This window comes from Kitasatospora sp. NPDC054768 (assembly GCF_053612025.1).
The window spans coordinates 1-19965 of the sequence record NZ_JBSHBN010000168.1 but is presented as its reverse complement, the minus strand read 5'-3'; the positions used below and the strand labels follow the sequence as shown (position 1 = coordinate 19965).

17 protein-coding genes are annotated in these 19965 nt (G+C 73.3%); 5 read left to right on the top strand and 12 right to left on the bottom strand.

Going from position 1 to position 19965, the window contains the following annotated elements; genetic code table 11:
- Positions 1-38 precede the first annotated feature (38 nt).
- From ACWGKU_RS34165 to ACWGKU_RS34155, 3 genes are all read right to left on the bottom strand, one after another.
- Positions 39-1670: a succinic semialdehyde dehydrogenase gene (locus ACWGKU_RS34165; RefSeq protein WP_452180425.1), complete on the bottom strand. Its 1632-nt coding sequence runs from the start codon at positions 1668-1670 to the stop codon at positions 39-41.
- A gap of 96 nt (positions 1671-1766) precedes the next feature.
- Positions 1767-3527 carry a serine/threonine-protein kinase gene (locus ACWGKU_RS34160; protein WP_452180426.1) on the bottom strand — a complete coding sequence of 587 codons (1761 nt, stop codon included), beginning with the start codon at positions 3525-3527 and terminating at the stop codon, positions 1767-1769.
- Positions 3528-3688: 161 nt separating this feature from the next.
- On the bottom strand, positions 3689-4804 hold the full coding sequence (locus ACWGKU_RS34155; RefSeq protein ID WP_452180427.1) for a protein kinase domain-containing protein: 1116 nt from the start codon (positions 4802-4804) through the stop codon (positions 3689-3691).
- A gap of 56 nt (positions 4805-4860) precedes the next feature.
- On the opposite strand from ACWGKU_RS34155, the gene ACWGKU_RS34150 reads away from it, so the two are divergent.
- Entirely contained in the window at positions 4861-5391 is a 531-nt protein-coding gene (locus ACWGKU_RS34150; RefSeq protein ID WP_401053663.1) for an SHOCT domain-containing protein, read from the top strand.
- Positions 5392-5398: 7 nt separating this feature from the next.
- Here ACWGKU_RS34150 and ACWGKU_RS34145 read toward each other — a convergent pair whose 3' ends face one another.
- Positions 5399-7282: a serine/threonine-protein kinase gene (locus ACWGKU_RS34145; RefSeq protein WP_452180428.1), complete on the bottom strand. Its 1884-nt coding sequence runs from the start codon at positions 7280-7282 to the stop codon at positions 5399-5401.
- Between the two features lie 253 nt (positions 7283-7535).
- On the opposite strand from ACWGKU_RS34145, the gene ACWGKU_RS34140 reads away from it, so the two are divergent.
- Positions 7536-8099, top strand: coding sequence for a hypothetical protein (locus ACWGKU_RS34140; protein ID WP_452180429.1), 564 nt, complete (start codon positions 7536-7538; stop codon positions 8097-8099).
- A gap of 79 nt (positions 8100-8178) precedes the next feature.
- Here the strand turns inward: ACWGKU_RS34140 and ACWGKU_RS34135 are convergent, their stop codons facing one another.
- The 4 genes from ACWGKU_RS34135 to ACWGKU_RS34120 all read right to left on the bottom strand — a co-directional run bounded on the left by ACWGKU_RS34135 (position 8179) and on the right by ACWGKU_RS34120 (position 13011).
- The gene (locus ACWGKU_RS34135; protein ID WP_380356899.1) at positions 8179-9306 is read right to left on the bottom strand and encodes a GuaB3 family IMP dehydrogenase-related protein; all 1128 of its coding nucleotides are present in this window, start codon (positions 9304-9306) and stop codon (positions 8179-8181) included.
- Positions 9307-9547: 241 nt separating this feature from the next.
- On the bottom strand, positions 9548-11050 hold the full coding sequence (gene guaB, locus ACWGKU_RS34130; protein WP_401046481.1) for an IMP dehydrogenase: 1503 nt from the start codon (positions 11048-11050) through the stop codon (positions 9548-9550).
- 294 nt (positions 11051-11344) lie between these two features.
- Positions 11345-11902, bottom strand: a complete 558-nt coding sequence (gene shbA / locus ACWGKU_RS34125) for an RNA polymerase sigma factor ShbA (protein ID WP_359897585.1) — start codon at positions 11900-11902, stop codon at positions 11345-11347.
- A 497-nt stretch (positions 11903-12399) separates the two neighbouring features.
- On the bottom strand, positions 12400-13011 hold the full coding sequence (locus ACWGKU_RS34120; RefSeq protein ID WP_014136228.1) for a response regulator transcription factor: 612 nt from the start codon (positions 13009-13011) through the stop codon (positions 12400-12402).
- Positions 13012-13573: 562 nt separating this feature from the next.
- Between ACWGKU_RS34120 and ACWGKU_RS34115 the strand changes: the two genes are divergently transcribed.
- Positions 13574-13900: a WhiB family transcriptional regulator gene (locus ACWGKU_RS34115; RefSeq protein ID WP_387686340.1), complete on the top strand. Its 327-nt coding sequence runs from the start codon at positions 13574-13576 to the stop codon at positions 13898-13900.
- A gap of 99 nt (positions 13901-13999) precedes the next feature.
- Here ACWGKU_RS34115 and ACWGKU_RS34110 read toward each other — a convergent pair whose 3' ends face one another.
- The 3 genes from ACWGKU_RS34110 to groES form a co-directional block, all read right to left on the bottom strand.
- Positions 14000-14998, bottom strand: a complete 999-nt coding sequence (locus tag ACWGKU_RS34110) for a LysR family transcriptional regulator (protein WP_359897485.1) — start codon at positions 14996-14998, stop codon at positions 14000-14002.
- A 132-nt stretch (positions 14999-15130) separates the two neighbouring features.
- Positions 15131-16756 (bottom strand): chaperonin GroEL, encoded by a 1626-nt coding sequence (gene groL, locus ACWGKU_RS34105; RefSeq protein ID WP_359897486.1) that lies wholly within the window; start codon positions 16754-16756, stop codon positions 15131-15133.
- Positions 16757-16872: 116 nt separating this feature from the next.
- Positions 16873-17178, bottom strand: coding sequence for a co-chaperone GroES (gene groES, locus ACWGKU_RS34100; protein WP_014136232.1), 306 nt, complete (start codon positions 17176-17178; stop codon positions 16873-16875).
- Between the two features lie 466 nt (positions 17179-17644).
- Here groES and ACWGKU_RS34095 point away from each other — a divergent pair, with 466 nt between their 5' ends.
- Positions 17645-17974 carry a hypothetical protein gene (locus ACWGKU_RS34095; protein WP_401046477.1) on the top strand — a complete coding sequence of 110 codons (330 nt, stop codon included), beginning with the start codon at positions 17645-17647 and terminating at the stop codon, positions 17972-17974.
- Positions 17975-18015: 41 nt separating this feature from the next.
- Positions 18016-19200 carry a class I SAM-dependent methyltransferase gene (locus ACWGKU_RS34090; RefSeq protein ID WP_359897488.1) on the top strand — a complete coding sequence of 395 codons (1185 nt, stop codon included), beginning with the start codon at positions 18016-18018 and terminating at the stop codon, positions 19198-19200.
- 21 nt (positions 19201-19221) lie between these two features.
- On the opposite strand, the gene ACWGKU_RS34085 is transcribed toward ACWGKU_RS34090, so the two are convergent.
- The coding region (locus ACWGKU_RS34085; RefSeq protein WP_452191688.1) for a polysaccharide deacetylase family protein at positions 19222-19965 on the bottom strand (744 nt) is incomplete at its 5' end.

Sequence of the window (19965 nt, the reverse complement as noted above, 5' to 3'; positions counted from 1 at the left end):
GCCCGGGCCCGCGCGAAGCGGGCCTGCGTGAAGCGGGCCTACTTGAAGCGCAGCGCCTTGAGCGCCCGCAGGCCGCCGGTCATCACCGCGGCGAACTGCTTGTCGTCCAGGCCGAACGAGGGCGCGATCGGCATCAGCCGCTGGGTCGCGATGGTCTGCGCCTCGGTGAAGCGCAGGATGCCCTCGGCGCCGTGCCGGCGGCCCAGCCCGGAGTCGCCCATCCCGCCCATCGGCGAGGCAATCGAGCCGTACGCGGCGGCGTACGCCTCGTTGACGTTGACCGTGCCGGTGCGCAGCCGGGCCGCGACCGTCCGGCCGCGCCGCACGTCCCTGGTCCAGACGCTGGAGTTGAGGCCGTACGGCGTGGAGTTGGCGGCGGCCACCGCCTCCTCGTCGGTGTCGAAGCGGTAGACGGAGACGACCGGGCCGAAGGTCTCCTCGGCGCAGACCGCCATGTCCGGGGTGACGCCGTCGAGGATGGTCGGCTCGAAGAAGAACGGGCCGAGGTCCGGCCGGGCCCGTCCGCCGGCCACCACGGTGGCGCCCGCCTTGACCGCCTCGTCGACGTGCCGGGTGGTGGTCTCCAGCTGGCGGACGGAGACCAGCGAGCCCATGTCGGCGCCGTACGCGAGGCCGCCACCGAGGCGCAGCGCCCGGGTGCGGGCGGCGAAGCGCTCCAGGAACTCGTCGGCCACCGAGCGGTGCACCAGCAGCCGCTCGATCGAGATGCACAGCTGTCCGGCGGAGGAGAAGCAGGCCCGTACGGCGCCGGCGGCGGCCGCGTCGAGGTCGGCGTCGGCGAGCACCAGCATGGCGTTCTTGCCGCCGAGTTCGAGCGAGGCGCCGACCAGCCGGGCGGCGGCGCGCTGGGCGACGTCGCGGCCGGTACGGGTGGAGCCGGTGAACGAGACGTAGTCGGCGTGCTCCACCACGGCGGGGCCGATCACCGGGCCGTCGCCGATCACGATCTGCCACAGGTCGGCCGGCAGCCCGGCCTCGATCAGCAGTTCGCGGGCCCACAGCGCGGTCAGCGCGGTCTGGGTGTCGGGCTTGTTGACCACCGCGTTGCCGGCCACGAAGGCGGGCAGGGCGTCGCCGACGGACAGCTCCAGCGGGTAGTTCCACGGCGAGATGTGGCCGACCACGCCCTTGGGCCGGCGGGCCTCGACGGCCTGGGTGAGCACCGGCAGCGCGCCGCCGCGCCGCTTGTCCCGGAGGTACCCGTGCGCGGCCCGCCCGTAGTGCCGGGCGGCCATGGCGACGGCCAGCACCTCCTCGAAGGCGTGCAGCCGGGCCTTGCCGGTCTCCGCCTGGACGAGGTCCAGCACCTCGTCCTGCCGCTTGAGCAGCAGGTCGTGGAAGCGCAGCAGGACGGCGGCCCGGCGGCGCACCGGCAGCGCGGCCCAGGCGGCCTGGGCGCGGCGGGCCAGCTGGAAGGCGACCTCGACGTCGGCCGGGGTGGACTGCGGCAGGCTGGCCAGCCGCTCGCCGGTCAGCGGGGCGACGGTCTCCACCAGGTCGGGCTCGCCGGTGGCGGTGACGCCGGTCGCCAGCTTGGCGACCAGGGACGGCGGGACGGCCGCGGCGACGGTCCGCGCGCCGCCGGGTGCCGCCGGGTTGCCCGTGCCGGGGTGTTCGGTGGCCACTGCGTCTGCTGTGAGGTCCGACATACGGCGCAGCCTAGGCGTTCGGCGCCCGGTCCGGTACCCGTCGGTAACAAGAATCTGCCGCAGTCGGGTGAAAGCGGGCGCCCCGCCCGGTCCCGGTCAGCGGGTCGGGGTGAAGCTGTTGAGCACGGCGTAGAAGCGCTGTTCGGCCTCGTTCCACTCGCTGCCCCGGTCCGGGCTGGACGAGTAGATCGCGTAGCTGGTGCCGTCCTGGCTGATGAACTCGGTCTCGATCGCGCGCCGGCGGCCGCCCTCCTTGGCCAGGTAGCTGAACTCCCAGACCGCCGCCTCCTGGCCCTTCACCGCCGTGCCGGCCATCCGGTGCTGCTTGTAGTCCTTGAGCGACTTGGAGACGCTGGTCTCCATCTGCCGCATGTGCTCCAGCGGCTTGACCGACTGGCCGACGGTGACGGCGAACTGGAGGTAGTGCACCTTGCCGTCGGGGCTGTAGAAGATCTGGTTGTCGCCGGCGCTGATCCGCTGCCAGGGCGGGGTGCCGTTCGGCAGCGGGAAGCGGAAGCCGGCCGGGTCGTCGACCCAGTGGTAGCCGTTGGGCGGTGCCACCGCGGGGGTGGCGTCGCTGGTGGGTTCGGGCCCGGTGGACTCCGCGGCGGTCGGCGTCGGGTCGTCGGGGCCGTCGCCGCCGACCACGTGCCGGGTGACGAGGAAGGTGCCCGCGGCGGCCAGCAGGCCGACGGCCACCGCGATGCCGACGATCTTCAGCAGACTACGGCGCTTGGCCGGTCCCCGCTCGGGCGTGACGGAGTGCGGCACCGGCGCGACGGGCCCGGTGTGCGCCCGGGCAGCGGCCTGTGCGCCCCCGGTGGTGTCCGGTTCGACAGGGACGACGGGCGCGACGGGGACGACGGGCGCGGCGGGTGCGGCGGCCTTCGGCTCGGTCGGCTCCTCGGAGCCCTCGGCCGGCTCCGCCTCGGGCACCGGGCCGTCGCTGCGGTCCACCACCGGCACCGACCGGGTGGGCGTGCGCACCGCCGCGACCGACTTCAGGCCCATCGTGTGCCCGGCCTGCACCTCGGCCAGCATCTTGGCCGCCTCGTCCGCGGTGGGCCGCTCGGCCGGGTCCTTGGCCATCAGCGCGGCCAGCACCGGCCCCAGCGGCCCGGCCCGCCGCGACTCCGGCAGCGGCTCGTCGACCACCGCGGCGAGCGTGCTGATCGGCGAGTCCCGCCGGAACGGCGACTGGCCCTCGACCGCCGCGTACAGCGTCGCCCCGAGGCCCCACAGGTCGGAGGCCGGCCCGGGCCGCTCGCCCTGGGCACGCTCCGGCGCCAGGTAGTCCGGCGACCCGACCAGGTCCCCCGGCCGGGTCAGCTCGGTCGAGCCCTCGTACTTCGCGATGCCGAAGTCCAGCAGCACCACCCGCCCGGTGCCGCGCTCCAGCAGCACGTTGGCCGGCTTCACGTCCCGGTGCAGCACACCCAGCTGGTGGCCCCGGTGCAGCGCGGCCAGCACCTGGCTGCCGACCTCGGCGGCGGCGCGCGGCTGCAGGGTGCCGTCCTGGCTGATCACGTCGGCCAGCGAGCGGCCGTCGACCAGCTCCATCACGATCCACGGCCGGCCGTCCTGCTCCAGCACGTCGTGCACGGTGATCACACCGGGGTGCTTGATCCGCGCGGCCGCGCTGGCCTCGCGCTTCATCCGGGTGTGCAGGATCTGGAGGTCCTCCTCGGGCAGGTGGTTGACGGTCAGCTCCTTGACCGCGACCTCGCGGTCGAGCATCCGGTCCCAGGCCCGCCAGACGGTACCCATGCCGCCCCGGCCGAGCCGCTCGCCGAGCTCGTACCGCCCGGCCAGCAACCGCTCCGCCTCGGCCGCCTCCGGCCGGTCCTGCACGCCCATCTGCGCCCGCTCCCCCACACACTCCGCCAGCCGTCACAGCGACGGAGGGCCTGGTGCAGACCACTGTTCGAACAAATCCCACGCACACATTAGGCGCACCTTGCCGCCCCGGGTAATCACGCCCACCCGCTGAACCGCAGGACCGGAATCCCAGCGGATCGTCAGCCCGCGAACAGCACCACCGCGACAATTCCCAGCGCGAGCAGCGCAAACACTCCACCGACCAACAGCGGGCCCAATAGGGCCGGGGGTATCCGGGGCGGCTTCGCACCGTTTCCTGCCCCGAAGTCCCCGCCGTTCCCGCCCTTTCGGGCACTCCTGCCGCCCCCGGGGGCCCCGGTCCTCCCGCCCCGCCGGCGCGGCTGCCTCGACTCCGGCGGAGCGGGCACCGCGATCGCCGCCACCCGTTCCTCGTCGACCGGCTCCGGCGCCCCCGCCAGCAGCTCCGCCAGCTCCCCGCGCACCGCCTCCGCCGTCGGCCGCCGCACCGGATCGGCCTGCAACAGCCGCTCCACCAGCGGCCCGAGCGGCCCGCACACCACCGAGGGCTCGCGCCGCCCGTCCCGTACGGCCGTCACCAGCTCCGGCACGTTCCGCTCCGGGTACGGCGCGCGGCCGGTGACCATCCGCTGCACCAGCACCCCGAGCGCCCAGCAGTCGCCCGCCGGGCCGCCGTCCAGCGGCCAGCGCTCCGCCACCGGACCGACCAGGGTCGCCCGCACCTCGTACCGACGCCGCCCGGCCGGCCCGCCGAGCTCCTCGGCCAGCGCCTCCTGCGCCACCCCGGCGAGCAGTCCGCCGAGCATCGCCGCACCGTCCTCGCAGACCAGCACGGACTCCGCGGTCAGGTCACCGTGGGTCAGCCCGGCCGCGTGCAGCGCCCGCAGCGCGCCCGCCAGGTCCGCCGCCAACTCGGCCGCCCGGTACGGCGGCAGCGGCCCCTCGGCGAGCAGCTCGGCCACCGTCCACCCGGCCGGCCGCTCCTCCACCGTCCACAGCAGCTCGCCCTCGACGAACGCGCCGACCCCCCGCAGCAGCCGCGGGTGCGCGACCGGCGCGGCCGAACCGACCGCCGCCACCCGCCGCACCAGGCGGTCCGCCTGTGCCGCGGCGGCGTCCTCCGGATCCTGCCCCACCGTCAGCAGCCCCGGCAGCTCCAGGGCGCTCAGCAGCACCGATTCTCCGGTCCGCTCGTCCACCGCGTGGGCGCTCAGCGGTCCGGGACGGTCCGTCAGCCGGTACCGTCCCGCCAGCAACAGCTCGGGGCCGCCTCGCATGCCAGTTCCTCTCGCTCGCCGACCAGCCTACTGAGCGGCTCCCTTAGGCTCGGTCCATGGACTGGACCGATCTGATCGACACCGCCCTCAAGGCGTCCGGGAACAGCAGCAAGGCCAACCAGGCCGAGGCCGTCCGCGCCGTGGAGGCCACCGTCATCGACGGCGAGAAACCGGTCGCCTCCACCGCCGGGCGCCACCCCGAGCACTTCCGCAAGGGAGTGCTCGTGCTGACCACCCATCGGCTCCTGTTCCTGAAGGACGGCAAGCCGCCGGTCCCGGTTCCGCTCGCCGCCGTCAGCGACGTCACCGTGACCCGCACCAAGCTCAACGGCGAAGTGCTCCTGGTGGTGGCGCTCACCGGCTCCCACCGCTTCGAGGACGTGGTCAAGGCCGAGTTCTTCGCCGAGCGGCTCCGGGCCGCCGCCCGCACCGCCCGCAACACCCCGAAGGCCCTGCCCGCCGCACCGGCCGGAGCCGCCACCGGCGAACAGCTCATCAGCCAGCTCGAACGGCTGGCCGCCCTGCGCACCTCCGGTGCCCTCACCGAGGACGAGTTCACCCGCGCCAAGCAACGCCTGATCGGTTAGAGCCTGTCTACGGCGCGGGCTGGAAGCTGTTGAAGACGACGTCCCGGACCGGGGCCTGGGCGGCCCACTCGGCGTCCGGGACGATCCAGTAGATCGAGTACCCGTACTTGGCCGGGGTCCCGGTCACGAAGCCGCGGTTGAGCGAATGCATCCTGGGCGTGCCGTTGGTCCACTCCCAGTCCGCGGCGTTGCTCCACTGCCGGTAGGTGATCGCCGCCAGGTTCAGCCGCTGGTAGTTGGTGACCTGCCCGCGGACGCTCGGCTCCGACTCCTGCCAGTCGGCGACCGCGCTCGCGCCGGGCGACGTGGTCCACTCGATCCGCAGCTGGCTGCCGTCCGCCGCGTTCTTGAAGATCCGCCGGTTGGCGTCGGACGCCGTCGGCTGCAGACCGTCCGGCAGCACGACCGAGAAGCCGCTCGGGTCCTTGTACTCGTGGTACCCGGCCGGCACGCCCCCCGGCGTGGGCTGCGCCGGGGTCTGGACCGGTGCCGGGGGCTGCACGGGAGCCGCCGGCGCACCGGCCGACTGCGCGGGCGCGTCCGGCACCGCGGCCGGGTCGCCGGTCGGCTGCGGCGCGGGTCCGCTCGCCGGCGGCGCCGCCGCGCTCGGGCTCGACTCCGGCTCCGTGCCCGCCGCCGGCGCGGTGGCCCCCGCGCTCTGCGCGGCCCCGCCGCCCGACCCGCCGTCCTCGTTGCCGACCATCCGGAGCACCGCCACCACCCCGGCGATCAGCAGCAGCACCACGATCACGGTGGCGATGGCCAGCCGCCGCCGACCGGTGCGCGGATCGGCCCCGGCCGCCTGCGTCGCACCCATCGTCCACTCGCTGGTCACCGGCCGGATCGACTCCGGCTCCGGCGCCTCCGGCTCCCCGGCCGGCTTCTCGACGGGCTCCTCGTCCTGGGCCCGGCTACCGACCCGGACCGTCCCCAGCAGCCCGGCCACGGGCCGCTTGCGGCCCTCCTCGGCCTGCTCCGGCGCCTCCTTCGCGGGCTCCGGCTCCCCGGCCGGCTTCTCCACCGGCACCGCGTGCTCGGTGGTCGACTCCGCCCGCGCGGTGGACTCCGCGACCACCCGCTTGAGCATCGACCGGGTCTGCGAGGCGTCCAGGCGCTCGGCCGGGTCCTTCGCCAGCAGCCCCTCGATCACCGGCCGCAGCGGCCCGGCGTTCACCGGCGCCGCCAGGTCCTCGGTCATCACCGCGGTCAGCGTGGCCAGCGCGGAGCCCCGGTCGTACGGCGGCCGGCCCTCGACCATCGCGTACAGCGTGCCGCCCAGCGACCACAGATCGGCCGGCGGCCCGGGCTTCTGCCCGCGGGCCCGCTCCGGCGAGATGTACGAGGGCGCGCCGACCAGCATCCCGGTCGAGGTGACGGAGGCGTCGCCCTCCACACTGGCGATGCCGAAGTCGGTGAGCACCACCCGGCCGTCCTCGCCGATCAGCACGTTGGACGGCTTGACGTCCCGGTGCAGGATGCCCAGCGCGTGCGCCGCGCTCAGCACACCCAGCACGTCCAGCGCGATCTCCGCGGCCCGGGCGGGCTCCAACGGCCCGTCCTCCCGCACCACGTCGGCCAGCGAGCGGGACTCGACCAGCTCCATGACGATCCACGGCCGGTCGTCCTCGTCGACCACGTCGAAGACCGTCACCGCCGAACTGTGCCGGATCCGCGCGGTCGCCTTGGCCTCGCGCAGCGTCCGGGTGATCAGCCGGTGCTTCTCCTCCTCGTCGACGCTGGCGTTCATCCGCAGTTCCTTGACCGCGACGGTCCGGCCCAGCATCTCGTCCTCGGCGCGCCAGACCGTGCCCATGCCACCGCGCCCGAGCACGCCGTTCAGGCGGTAGCGGCCGGCCAGGAGGCGGCCGGTGGAACCCTGCGCCTGGGTCATTCGGAACGTTCCCCCATGTGCTGCTGGCGGTCGTGGTGACGGCGCGTCGGCCCGACCTGGGGCCCGGACGCCCAAGCCTCCATCATCTCCTGTCCGGAGGGCCCGCGACCACCCGGCCCCCGCCACAAGCCGGGACGAACCGGAACGGGCGCGGCGCTCCGTGCTCGATCTGTGATCGAAAACTCGCCAAGATCTGCCCGAACCACTGCTACCGTTCGGCAGCTCATCGTCTTTCCGGGGGGATTCGACGCCCATGACCGCACCCGCGCCGGGCACTGACGGCCCATCGACCCGGCCCCGCACCGCCGAGCACTACTCGGTCGCGCCGCCCCCGGCCGCCCCCGAGGGCTACGTCGCCCCCGGCATGCCCGGCGCCCCCGTGGCCGGTTTCGAACCCACCGAACCCCCGCCCCGGCCCGTCCCCCGCCGCCGCACCGCCCTGGCCGTGGCCCTCGCCCTGCTCGCCATGCTGATCGGCGGCCTGGCCTACGGCAGCGCCCCCCTGCGCGCCGCCGACAGCCTCGGCTGGCTGGCCATCGCCCCGGCCGGCCTGGTCGCCCTCCCCCTCGGCCGCCTCGGCGGCACGAGCCGCTCGCTCCCCCCGCTCGGCGCCCTCCTCGCCGCCGGCGCCCTCCTCCTCGGCCAACTGATCGAACACCTCCGCCGCCTGCGCGCCGAAGGCCCCGCCCCCCACGACCTGCTGCACGACACCGTCACCGCCTGGCGCGCCGCCCTCCGCCCCCTCGACGCCGCCTTCTACACCATCGCCCTCATCGGCGGCTTCCTCCTCACCCGCCGCACCGCCACCCGAAGCTGACGTCGGCGCCCCTCCCGGAAGCCCCCCGAAAACCCCGAAGGCCCCCGCCGATTCCCGGCAGGGGCCCCGTCGACACCCGTCAGCGGTGGTCGAGCGCCGGGTTCACCGTCACCTCGACCCGCTGGAACTCCTTGAGCTCCGTGTACCCCGTGGTGGCCATCGCGCGCCGCAGCGCACCGAACAGGTTCATGGTCCCGTCCGGGGTGTGCGAAGGCCCGGTGAGGATCTCCTCGGTGGTGCCGACCGCGCCGAGGTTCACCCGCTTGCCGCGCGGCAGCTCCTCGTGGACGGCCTCCATCCCCCAGTGGAACCCCTTGCCCGGGGCGTCGGTCGCCCGGGCCAGCGCGGCCCCGATCATCACCGCGTCCGCGCCGCAGGCGACCGCCTTCGGGATGTCCCCGCTGTAGCCGACGCCCCCGTCCGCGATCACGTGCACGTAGCGCCCGCCGGACTCGTCCATGTAGTCGCGACGGGCGGCCGCCACGTCGGCCACGGCGGTCGCCATCGGCACCTGGATGCCCAGGACGTTCCGGGTGGTGTGGGCGGCGCCCCCGCCGAACCCGACCAGGACGCCGGCGGCGCCGGTGCGCATCAGGTGCAGCGCGGCGGTGTAGGTGGCGCAGCCGCCGACGATCACCGGGACGTCCAGCTCGTAGATGAACTGCTTGAGGTTGAGCGGCTCGGCGGCGCTGGAGACGTGCTCGGCCGAGACGGTGGTGCCGCGGATGACGAAGACGTCGACGCCGGCGTCGACCACGGCCTTGGAGAACTCGGCGGTGCGCTGCGGCGAGAGCGCGGCGGCGGTGACCACACCGGAGTCGCGGACCTCCTGGATCCGCTGCTTGATCAGCTCGGCGCGGATCGGCGCCGCGTAGATCTCCTGGAGGCGGCGGGTCGCGGTGGACTCGTCGGTGATCGCGGCGATCTCGTCCAGCAGCGGCTGCGGGTCCTCGTAGCGGGTCCACAGGCCTTCGAGGTTCAGCACGCCCAGACCGCCGAGGCGGCCGATCTGGATGGCCTGCTGCGGCGAGACCACGCTGTCCATCGGGGCGGCCAGGAACGGCAGCTCGAAGCGGTACGCGTCGATCTGCCAGGCGATCGAGACCTCCTTCGGGTCCCGGGTACGGCGGCTGGGGACGACGGCGATGTCGTCGAAGGCGTACGCCCGTCGGCCGCGCTTGCCTCGCCCGATCTCGATCTCAGTCACTTCGAGCCCTTCTGCTTTGTTGCTCATGCCCGCGCCGGGTCACCCCGGCCGCACCCCAGTATCCCGTACTGCCGCTGGTCCCGCCCCGACGGCCCACGGCCCGGACACGCCCCGGACGCCTCCGGCCGCGCCCGGAGCCGCGCCCCCGGGCCGCACCCCCGACGCACACCGACCGCACCCCGGGCAGCCCGAAGGGCCCGTCGCCGCGGTGCGGCAGCGGGCCCTTCTGGGGTTCAGCGGGTCAGCGGGCCGAGTAGTTCGGCGCCTCGACGGTCATCTGGATGTCGTGCGGGTGGCTCTCCTTGAGGCCCGCCGAGGTGATCCGGACGAACCGGCCCTTGCTCTCCATCTCGGCGACGGTGGCGGCGCCGACGTAGCCCATGGTCTGGCGCAGACCGCCGACGAGCTGGTGCAGCACGGCCGACAGCGGGCCGCGGTAGGGCACCTGGCCCTCGATGCCCTCGGGGACGAGCTTGTCGTCCGAGGCCACCTCGGCCTGGAAGTAGCGGTCCTTGGAGTACGAGCGGCCCTGGCCGCGGGACTGCATGGCGCCGAGCGAGCCCATGCCGCGGTAGGACTTGAACTGCTTGCCGTTGATGAACATCAGCTCGCCCGGGGACTCCTCGCAGCCGGCCAGCAGCGAGCCGAGCATCACGGTGTCGGCACCGGCGGCGAGCGCCTTGCCGATGTCGCCCGAGTACTGCAGGCCGCCGTCGCCGATGACCGGCACGCCGGCCGCCAGGCAGGCCTGGGCGGCCTCGTAGATGGCGGTGACCTGCGGGACGCCGATGCCGGCGACCACGCGGGTGGTGCAGATGGAGCCGGGGCCGACGCCGACCTTGACGCCGTCCACGCCGGCGTCGATCAGCGCCTGGGCGCCGTCCCGGGTGGCCACGTTGCCGCCGACCACGTCGATCCTGACGGCCGACTTGATCTTCGCGATCCAGGCCAGCGCGTTGTGGCTGTGGCCGTGCGAGGTGTCCACCACCAGGAAGTCCGCACCGGCCTCGACCAGGGCCTGGGCCCGGTCGAACGCCTCGGCGCTGGCACCGACGGCGGCGCCGACCAGCAGCCGGCCCTCGGCGTCCTTGGCCGCGTTCGGGTACTGCTCGGCCTTGACGAAGTCCTTGACGGTGATCAGGCCCTTGATCCGGCCCTCGTCGTCGACCAGCGGCAGCTTCTCGATCTTGTGGCGGCGCAGCAGGGCCATCGCGTCCACCCCGGAGATGCCGACCTTGCCGGTGATCAGCGGCATCGGGGTCATGATCTCGCGGACCTGGCGGCTGCGGTCCGACTCGAAGGCCATGTCGCGGTTGGTGACGATGCCGAGCAGCTTGCCGGCCTCGTCGGCGATCGGCACGCCGGAGATGCGGAACTTGGCGCACAGCGCGTCGGCCTCGGCCAGGGTGGTCTCCGGGCCGACCGTGATCGGGTCGGTGACCATGCCGGACTCGGAGCGCTTGACCAGGTCGACCTGGTTGGCCTGGTCCTCGACCGACAGGTTGCGGTGCAGCACGCCGACGCCGCCCTGGCGGGCCATGGCGATGGCCATGCGCGACTCGGTCACCTTGTCCATCGCCGCGGACAGCAGCGGGATGTTGACGCGCACGTTCCGGGAGACCCGCGAGGAGGTGTCCACCTGGTTCGGCAGCACCTCGGAGGCCCCGGGCAGCAGCAGCACGTCGTCGTACGTGAGCCCGAGCATCGCGAACTTCTCGGGTACGCCTGCGGCGTTGTAAGACATTTGGGGGGTACCTTCCGTGGCCGGCCTTATCCGCTCACGCCCGAGGGTGGGGGCGCATTCATCGCTCACTCGCGCAGACCGCCGAAGCCGGATGCAATGGGAGGATCCTCCAAGGGGACCCAGAGCGCACCCGTCAAACTTTGGCAACCCGCCCAGGCGCCGATACCCCATGGTACTGGCACCGCGAATGTGTCCTCGTGTGCCCTTGACAACAACCCGGCCCCGTGGCTCATTCCGCCCGGAAACGGTGGAAAGAGTGCGGATCGGGACGGGCCGCCGGATCGGGGGACCCGATCAGGAGGACTCCTCCGCGAGGGCCCGCAGCCGGCTGAGCGCCCGGTGCTGGGCGACCCGGACGGCGCCGGGCGACATCCCGAGCACCTCGCCGGTCTCCTCCGCCGACAGCCCGGCGGCCACCCGCAGCAGCACCAGCTCGCGCTGACGGGCCGGCAGGTTGGAGAGGAGTTCCTTCGCCCAGGCGGCGTCGCTGCTCAGCAGCGCCTGCTCCTCGGGGCCGAGCGCCTCGTCCGGCACCTCGGGCAGGTCGTCCTGCGGCACGACGGTCGAGCCGGGTCCGCGCATCGCGGCCCGCTGGAGGTCGGCGATCTTGTGCGCGGCGATCCCGTACACGAAGGCCTCGAACGGACGCCCCTGGTCCTTGTACCGGGGCAGCGCGCAGAGCACGGCCACGCAGACCTCCTGCGCGACGTCGTCCACGTGGTGCCGGGCCCCGCCGGGCAGCCGGACCAGCCGGGCGCGGCAGTACCGCAGCGCCAGCGGGTGGACGTAGGCGAGCAGCGCGTCGATCGCCGGGCCCTCGCCGCGGACCGCGGCCGCGACCAGTTCGCCCATCAGCGGCGAGCCGCCCGTGCCGAGCACCGGCGGGCGGTCCGGGCCGGTCAGGCCGACGGGACCGTCGGGGTCGGCGTACGACGGATCACGGCCCGGACCGGAGGGCTCGGCCTCCGCCGGGTCCGCCTGGCCGGCCGTACCGGCGACGTCGTCGCGCATCGGTCCATGGTGCCTGGTCGAGCGGGAAAACGCGGCACCGCGTCCGGAGTTGTGCACCGGAACGTTATGCGCTGCGGCACCGTAGGGCGTGCCCCGCACCACCGGCCCCTCCTGCACCGTGCCGCCTCCCGCCCCGCCGCGATCGGTGGTGGTCCCGTCCGTCGCGCCGTCCGCCGAGTGTCCTGCGGCCGTGTGGTTCGCCGCAGTGCCTGTCCGCTGGTCCCCGAGGTGCTCCACTCCTCCATGGTGCAACCTCGGGACCGTAACGTCACACGCCTGTGCGGCACCCGCTCCGGGAACCGCCGGCGGCACGCCGCACCCGGCGGCGCCGCCGGTGGTCAGCGGACCAGGCCCCAGCGGAAACCCAGCGCCACCGCGTGCGCCCGGTCGGAGGCCCCGAGCTTCTTGAACAGCCGTCGGGCGTGGGTCTTGACGGTGTCCTCGGAGAGGAACAGTTCACGGCCGATCTCGGCGTTGCTGCGGCCGTGGCTCATGCCCTCCAGCACCTGGATCTCACGCGCCGTCAGCGTCGGTGCCGCGCCCATGTCGGGGCTGCGCAGCCGGCGCGGGGCGAGCCGCCAGGTCGGGTCGGCGAGGGCCTGGGTGACGGTGGCCCGCAGCTCGGCGCGCGAGGCGTCCTTGTGCAGGTACCCGCGGGCGCCGGCGGCCACCGCGAGCGCGACGCCGTCGAGGTCCTCGGCGACGGTGAGCATGATGATCCGCGCGCCGGGGTCGGCGGACAGCAGCCGCCGGACCGTCTCGACCCCGCCGAGGCCGGGCATCCGGACGTCCATCAGAACGAGATCGGAGCGGTCGGCCACCCAGCGGCGGAGGACCTCCTCCCCGTTCGTCGCGGTGGTGACCCGGTCCACACCGGGTACGGTCGCGACCGCGCGGCGAAGCGCCTCGCGGGCGAGCGGGGAATCGTCGCAAACGAGAACGGAAGTCATGACCGTCGTCCTCCGCAGCTGATCCGCGTCACGTTGAGCCTCCTGGCTGGTACGAACCTCTCCGACACGGCCGATCGGCGACAGACTCCGTCCTGATCGCCCCAACCTGCCCGCGATCGTTCCCGACGTCCGGCGCCCGCTAACCGCCTCCGCACTTCCAACGACCGTCACTCGAATGAGTTACGGCCTTCGGGGCCACCTCCACCACTGTACGTGGCCAACCCATTACCGATCAGCCGCATCGCGGTGCACACGCCGCACTTTTGCGCAGCTCGCGCGCGGTGGGCGTACGACCCGCACACCGATTCGGCACGTCGCGCGCCCGTCGGCCACCCGATTGCCACGCCCGCGCCCGGCGGAGCCCTTGCCCACTATGCCCGTTTTTATAGCTTTCGTATGGTCATTGACTGTTGTGCCAGTGTGTGGGTGACTTGTCCATGGAGTTGCCTTAAGTCATATTTCCAGGTGTCCACACCAGTGCATCGAAGCCCCGCCGCACCGCTCGGCAGCAGCCCCGCCGAACGCCCGGCCGACGGCCGACAGCCTCTGAAGGGAATGAGCCATGGCAGATTTCTCCCGCCTCCCCGGTCCCAACGCGGACCTCTGGGACTGGCAGCTCTCCGCAGCCTGCCGTGGCGTGGACAGCTCGCTCTTCTTCCACCCCGAGGGCGAGCGCGGGGCCGCGCGCAGTTCGCGCGAGGCCAGCGCCAAGGAGGTCTGCATGCGCTGCCCGGTGATCGCCGAGTGCGCGGCGCACGCGCTGGCGGTCCGTGAGCCGTACGGCGTCTGGGGCGGGATGACCGAGGACGAGCGCGAGGAGATGCTGGGGCGCTCGCGGCACCGACTGATCGAGGTCCCGCTGGCCCCGCCGGCGGTCGCCCAGCGCTAGACCCGACTCCGTGAGCGCCGTGAAGAAACGTTCCTTCGCGGCGCTTCAGCCTTCTGGCTCACCCTACGTACCGGACCCCCGCGGTCCCGTCACCCACCGTCAGCGATCGGCGGCCGCCCCCGCCAGCCGCTCCAGCATCAGCGCCACGGCCGGCACCTCCGCCAGGTCCGGCAGGGTCAGCGCGACCACCTGGCGCACCGCGGGCGCCCCGGAGGCCGTGTGCACCGGCACCGTCGACACGCCGTCAGGACGCACCGACCGGAGCGCCAGCCGGGGCAGCACCGCCACCCCCAGCCCGGCCGCCACCAGGCCGACCACCGCCGGGTAGTCGTCCGTCGCGAAGTCGATCCGCGGCTCGAAGCCCGCCCCGGCGCACAGCTCCACCAGGTGCCCCCGGCACTGCGGGCAGCCGGCGATCCACTGCTCCCCCGCCAGCTCGGCCAGCCCGACCGCGCCGCCCCGCCCCGCCAGCCCGTGGCCGGCGGGCAGCAGGCCCACCAGCGGGTCGTCCAGCAGCGGGGTGACCACCAGATCGGACCAGTCGGACCCCGCGGTCAGCTGCTGCGCCTCCAGATTGGCCTCGGCCCGGGCCTCGCGCGGCGTGCCGTGGGCCGGCGCCGGGAGCGCGACGGCGCCGTCGGACTGCGGGTAGCGGAAGGCCAGCGCGATCTCGCACTCGCCGCCGCGCAGCATCGCCAGCGACTCCGGCGGCTCCGCCTCGACCAGCGACACGCGCACCCCCGGATGGCCGTCCCGCAGGCGGGCGACCGCGGGCGGCACCAGGGTGGAGCTCGCGGTCGGGAAGGAGACCAGCCGCACCCGCCCGGCCCGCAGCCCGGCGATCGCGGCCACCTCCTCCTCGGCGGCCGAGAGCCCGGCCAGGATTCCGGTGGCATGCTTGAGCAGGACCCGGCCGGCCTCGCTGAGCTGCATCCCGCGGCCCGAGCGGACCACCAGCGGGGTGTCCACCGACTTCTCCAGCGCCTTCATCTGCTGGCTGATGGCGGGCTGCGTACATCCCAGCTCGCGGGCGGCGGCGGAGAAGGAGCCGGTGCGGGCGACGGCACGCAGGACGCGCAGATGGCGGGCCTCGATCATGCCTCAGTTATAAGGCAATCTTTGCATTCTGCAAAATTCTACTGATAGTTGAACGGTGAAGGTGAACGCCGGAGGCCCGGCCCGCCACCCCTCGCGGGGCGCGGACCGGGCCTCCGGTCAGGCGTCGGAGCCTCAGTGCGAGTGGCCGTGGCCGTGGCCGTGACCGTTGTCGGCCTCCTCCTCCTTCTTCTCCACCACGAGGGTCTCGGTGGTGAGAAGCAGGGAGGCGATCGAGGCGGCGTTCTCCAGGGCGGAGCGGGTGACCTTGACCGGGTCGATGACGCCGGCCTTCACCAGGTCGCCGTACTCGCCGGTGGCGGCGTTGTAGCCCTGGCCGGCCTCCAGCTCGGAGACCTTGGAGGTGATGACGTAGCCCTCCAGGCCGGCGTTCTGGGCGATCCAGCGCAGCGGCTCGTGCAGCGCCTTGCGGACGACCGCGACACCGGTCGCCTCGTCGCCCGACAGGCCCAGGCCACCGTCCAGCACCTTGGCGGCGTGGACCAGGGAGGCGCCACCGCCGGCGACGATGCCCTCCTCGACCGCGGCACGGGTCGCCGAGATGGCGTCCTCCAGGCGGTGCTTGCGCTCCTTCAGCTCCACCTCGGTGGCGGCGCCGACCTTGATGACGCAGACGCCGCCGGCCAGCTTGGCCAGGCGCTCCTGCAGCTTCTCGCGGTCCCAGTCGGAGTCGGTCGCGGCGATCTCGCCCTTGATCTGGGCGACGCGGCCGGCCACGGCCTCGGAGTCACCGGCGCCGTCGACGACGGTGGTCTCGTCCTTGGTGATGGTCACGCGGCGGGCGGTGCCCAGCACGTCCAGGCCGACCTGGTCGAGCTTGAGGCCGACCTCCTCGGAGATGACCGTGCCGCCGGTCAGGACGGCCAGGTCGCCGAGGATCGCCTTGCGGCGGTCGCCGAAGCCCGGGGCCTTGACGGCGACGGCGTTGAAGGTGCCGCGGATCTTGTTGACCACCAGGGTCGACAGCGCCTCGCCGTCGACGTCCTCGGCGATGATCAGCAGCGGCTTGGAGGCACCGCCCTGGAGGATCTTCTCCAGCAGCGGCAGCAGCTCCTGGATGGAGGAGATCTTGCCCTGGTTGATCAGGATGTACGGGTCCTCCAGGACCGCCTCCTGCCGCTCCGCGTCGGTGACGAAGTACGGCGACAGGTAGCCCTTGTCGAACTGCATGCCCTCGGTGAAGTCCAGCTCCACGCCGAAGGTGTTCGACTCCTCGACGGTGATGACACCGTCCTTGCCGACCTTGTCGATCGCCTCGGCGATCAGCTCGCCGACCTGGGTGTCCTGGGCGGAGAGGGACGCGACGGCGGCGACGTCGTCCTTGCCCTCGATCTCGCGGGCGATCGAGAGCAGGTGCTCGGAGACGGCGGCGACGGCCTTGTCGATGCCCTTCTTCAGGGCGGCCGGGCCGGCACCGGCGGCGACGTTGCGCAGACCCTCGTTGACCAGGGCCTGGGCCAGCACGGTGGCGGTGGTGGTGCCGTCACCCGCGACGTCGTTGGTCTTGGTGGCGACCTCCTTGACGAGCTGCGCGCCAAGGTTCTCGTACGGGTCGTCCAGCTCGACCTCGCGGGCGATGGTGACACCGTCGTTGGTGATGGTCGGGGCGCCGAACTTCTTGTCGATGACGACGTTGCGGCCCTTGGGGCCGATGGTCACCTTGACGGTGTCGGCCAGCTTGTTGACACCGCGCTCCAGCGAGCGGCGGGCGTCCTCGTCGAACTGCAGGATCTTCGCCATGTTCCCTATTCCCTCGGGGCTGCGGCCGGCCCACCGGCCGCCGAACTACGTGAACCAACAACCACGCCCCGGGCCCCTGTCACTTGGGACACGGATCCGGGGCGGGTCGGAACGTCTTACTTCTCGATGATCGCGAGGACGTCGCGGGCGGAGAGCACCAGGTACTCCTCGCCCTGGTACTTCACCTCGGTGCCGCCGTACTTCGAGTACAGGACGATGTCACCCACGGCGACGTCGAGCGGCAGACGCTGGCCGTCCTCGAAGCGGCCCGGGCCGACGGCCAGAACGACGCCCTCCTGGGGCTTCTCCTTGGCGGTGTCCGGGATAACCAGGCCGGAGGCCGTGGTGGTCTCGGCGTCGAGCGGCTGGACCACAATGCGGTCCTCGAGCGGCTTGATGGCAACCTTGCTGCTGGTGGTCACGTCCGAGCTCCCCTTCGGAGATTACGGGGTTTTCTAACGGGTAGGGCGATCCTGCGGGCCTGCCGTCGCGGGGGTCAGACACACGTCGTCGCGTTAGCACTCTCCCGGTGGAGAGTGCCAAGGACGACCATAGGGCCGTGTTAGCACTCAGTCAACCAGAGTGCCAACGACGCGCCCTGGGGCCCTCGGTTCCGCGGATGAGCAGCCGTACTCATGTGCGCCCCGGCCCGGCCCCCGCAGACTCCTGCCATGACCTCGATCCCGGTGCGTCCCGGCCCGTCCCGGCCCAGGGACGCCGCCCTCGCCGCGCCGGCGCCGCCCCTGCTGGGGGCCGTACTGCCGTTCACCTGTACGGGCGGCACTCCCTCGGGCAGACTCCTGCCATGACCGACACCCCGGTACGCGTCGACCCCTCCGGCGCGAAGGACGCCCCGCCCGCGCTGCCGCTCCTCCCGGGGGCGCTCCGGTGAGCCGACCGGCCGCCCCGTCCGAGCCGCCGCGGATCCACTGGGCGGCGGACCTGGTGCTCGCCGCGGTGGTGCTCGCGGTGACCGCCGTCGCGGTGTTCCTCGGATCGCTCGTGCTCAACGTGCTGAAGCTGCTCGCCCTGTACGGCCCCGGGACCGTGGCCCTGGACGTCTTCGGCGTCGTGGTCCTGCTCGTGCTGCTGACCCTGACCTTCCGGGGCACCCGACGGCTCGGCTACCGGATCACGCCGTACGCCGCGGTGGCCGCAGCACCGCTGGGCGTGCTCGTGGGCCGGCTCGCCTCCGGCATCCCCGTCATCGGCCGGTGACCGCCGCACCACTGCGGTCACCGACCGGCCGAGCGGCGAGAATGGCCCCCGTGGACACCGAGAACCTCCAGCCGCTGCTGACGCCCGAGGGCCAGGCCCTGCTCGCCGAGTTGCGCGAGTTCACCCCCGAGGAGGAGCTGGCGCTGGCGACCCGCCTGCGCCGGGAGCATCCGGCGGAGCTGGTCTCGGCGGCCTTCGGGCAGGCGCGGCTGCGGCAGCGGGCGCGGGCGAAGTTCGGGGCGGACGCCGACCTGATGTACTTCACGCCCAACGGGGTCGAGCAGTCCACCCGGCGCAGCGTGGCCGAGTGGCGGGCGCAGCGGTTCGCCGCGCTGGGCGTCCGACGGCTGGCGGACCTGTGCTGCGGCATCGGCGGGGACGTGCTGGCGCTGGCCCGGGCGGGCATCGAGGTGCTGGCCGTCGACAAGGACCCGGCGGCCTGCGCCGCCACCGCGGCCAACGCCGCCGCCCTGGGCCTGTCCGAGCTGGTCGAGGTGCGCTGCGCGGACGTCGCCGAGGTGGACGTCACCGGCTACGACGCGGTGTTCACCGACCCGGCCCGGCGCACCTCGCGCGGCCGGGTGTTCGACCCGGAGGCGTACGCCCCACCGCTCTCCTGGGCGATCGAGGCCGGCCGGCGGACCCCGATCGGCGCGCTGAAGGTCGCGCCGGGCATCCCGCACGAGGCCGTGCCCCGGGACGCCGAGGCCGAGTGGGTCTCCGACCACGGTGACGTCAAGGAGGCGGTGCTCTGGTTCGGCACCAGGGCCGCGAGCCCGCACCGCGCCACCCTGCTGCCGCAGGGCGCCAGCCTGACCGGCGGCGACCTGCCCGACCCGCCGGCCGGCCCGGTCGGGCGGTACCTGTACGAGCCGGACGGCGCGGTGATCCGGGCCCACCTGGTGGCCGAGGTGGCCGGGCAGGTGGGCGGCCGGCTGATCGACCCGAAGATCGCCTACCTGACCTCGGACGAGCTGGTCGCCACCCCGTACGCGCACGCCTTCGAGCTCACCGACGTGCTGCCGTTCCACATCAAGAAGCTGAAGGCGCTGCTGCGCGAGCGGGCGGTCGGCACGGTGGTGATCAAGAAGCGCGGGATGGCGATCACCCCGGAGGAGCTGCGCCGCCAGCTCAAGCCCTCCGGGCCGAACAGCGTCACGGTGATCCTCAGCCGCACCGACAACGGGCCGCTGATGATGCTGGGACAGCCGGTCGCGGCGTCCTAGGGGGTCGACCCGCGGCGTCGGTCACGCGGGTGGCTGGATGTAGTCCTCCAGCCGCGCCACCGAGAAGCCCTGCTCCTGTATCCGGGCCAGCAGGTCGCCGAACATCTGGGTCATCGTGGCGCCCTTCAGCTCCTTGGGGCCGCGGAAGTGCGCCAGGATTATGTCGCCGGGCTTCAGCTGCTTGTCCCCCGCCTGGTACTGCATGTCGTGGATCTGCATCGACTCGCGCCAGAGCACCATCGCGCGCGGGCCGCACTGCTGGACGGAGGTGTTGAGCGTCGGGGTGTTGGCGCCGTCGCCGAACGGCGGGCGGAACAGCAGCGGGGCGGCGCCGTACTGCTGGGTGAGCGCGGACTGCGCGTCGCAGATCTCGGACTTCTGCTTCTCCGCCGGGATCCTGCTCATCACCGGGTGGTCCACGGTGTGGTTCTGGACGTGGTTGCCCAGGGCCTGGAGCGGCTTGAAGTAGGCGTAGTCGTTCCTGACGATGTCCCGGGTCAGGAACATCGATATCGGCACCTTGAGGTCGGTGAGCATCTCGACGAACCTCGGGTCCTTCTCGGCCCCGTCGTCGATGGTGATGAAGACGACCTTGTCGCTCGTTTTCACGTCGCTGAACACCGGGACGGGGCCGGTCCGTTCGAGCTTTATCGGCTTGTCGGCGGGCGGCGCCGGGGCGGGGGCGAGCGGGGAGAGGTTCCACTTGGCCCAGGCCGCCGCGCCCGCTCCCGCCGGAGCGCCGGCCGCGGCGGCGGTGGTCGCGGC

Coding starts and splice junctions, on each gene's coding strand:
- ACWGKU_RS34110 (WP_359897485.1), bottom strand. CDS start 14,998: ATGATCGAGGCCCGCCATCTGCGCGTCCTGCGTGCCGTCGCCCGCACC.
- ACWGKU_RS34120 (WP_014136228.1), bottom strand. CDS start 13,011: ATGACTTCCGTTCTCGTTTGCGACGATTCCCCGCTCGCCCGCGAGGCG.
- ACWGKU_RS34150 (WP_401053663.1), top strand. CDS start 4,861: ATGGACTGGACCGATCTGATCGACACCGCCCTCAAGGCGTCCGGGAAC.
- ACWGKU_RS34160 (WP_452180426.1), bottom strand. CDS start 3,527: ATGGGCGTGCAGGACCGGCCGGAGGCGGCCGAGGCGGAGCGGTTGCTG.
- ACWGKU_RS34115 (WP_387686340.1), top strand. CDS start 13,574: ATGGCAGATTTCTCCCGCCTCCCCGGTCCCAACGCGGACCTCTGGGAC.
- shbA (WP_359897585.1), bottom strand. CDS start 11,902: ATGGGCGAACTGGTCGCGGCCGCGGTCCGCGGCGAGGGCCCGGCGATC.
- ACWGKU_RS34165 (WP_452180425.1), bottom strand. CDS start 1,670: ATGTCGGACCTCACAGCAGACGCAGTGGCCACCGAACACCCCGGCACG.
- ACWGKU_RS34145 (WP_452180428.1), bottom strand. CDS start 7,282: ATGACCCAGGCGCAGGGTTCCACCGGCCGCCTCCTGGCCGGCCGCTAC.
- guaB (WP_401046481.1), bottom strand. CDS start 11,050: ATGTCTTACAACGCCGCAGGCGTACCCGAGAAGTTCGCGATGCTCGGG.
- groL (WP_359897486.1), bottom strand. CDS start 16,756: ATGGCGAAGATCCTGCAGTTCGACGAGGACGCCCGCCGCTCGCTGGAG.
- ACWGKU_RS34155 (WP_452180427.1), bottom strand. CDS start 4,804: ATGCGAGGCGGCCCCGAGCTGTTGCTGGCGGGACGGTACCGGCTGACG.
- ACWGKU_RS34140 (WP_452180429.1), top strand. CDS start 7,536: ATGACCGCACCCGCGCCGGGCACTGACGGCCCATCGACCCGGCCCCGC.
- ACWGKU_RS34090 (WP_359897488.1), top strand. CDS start 18,016: ATGGCCCCCGTGGACACCGAGAACCTCCAGCCGCTGCTGACGCCCGAG.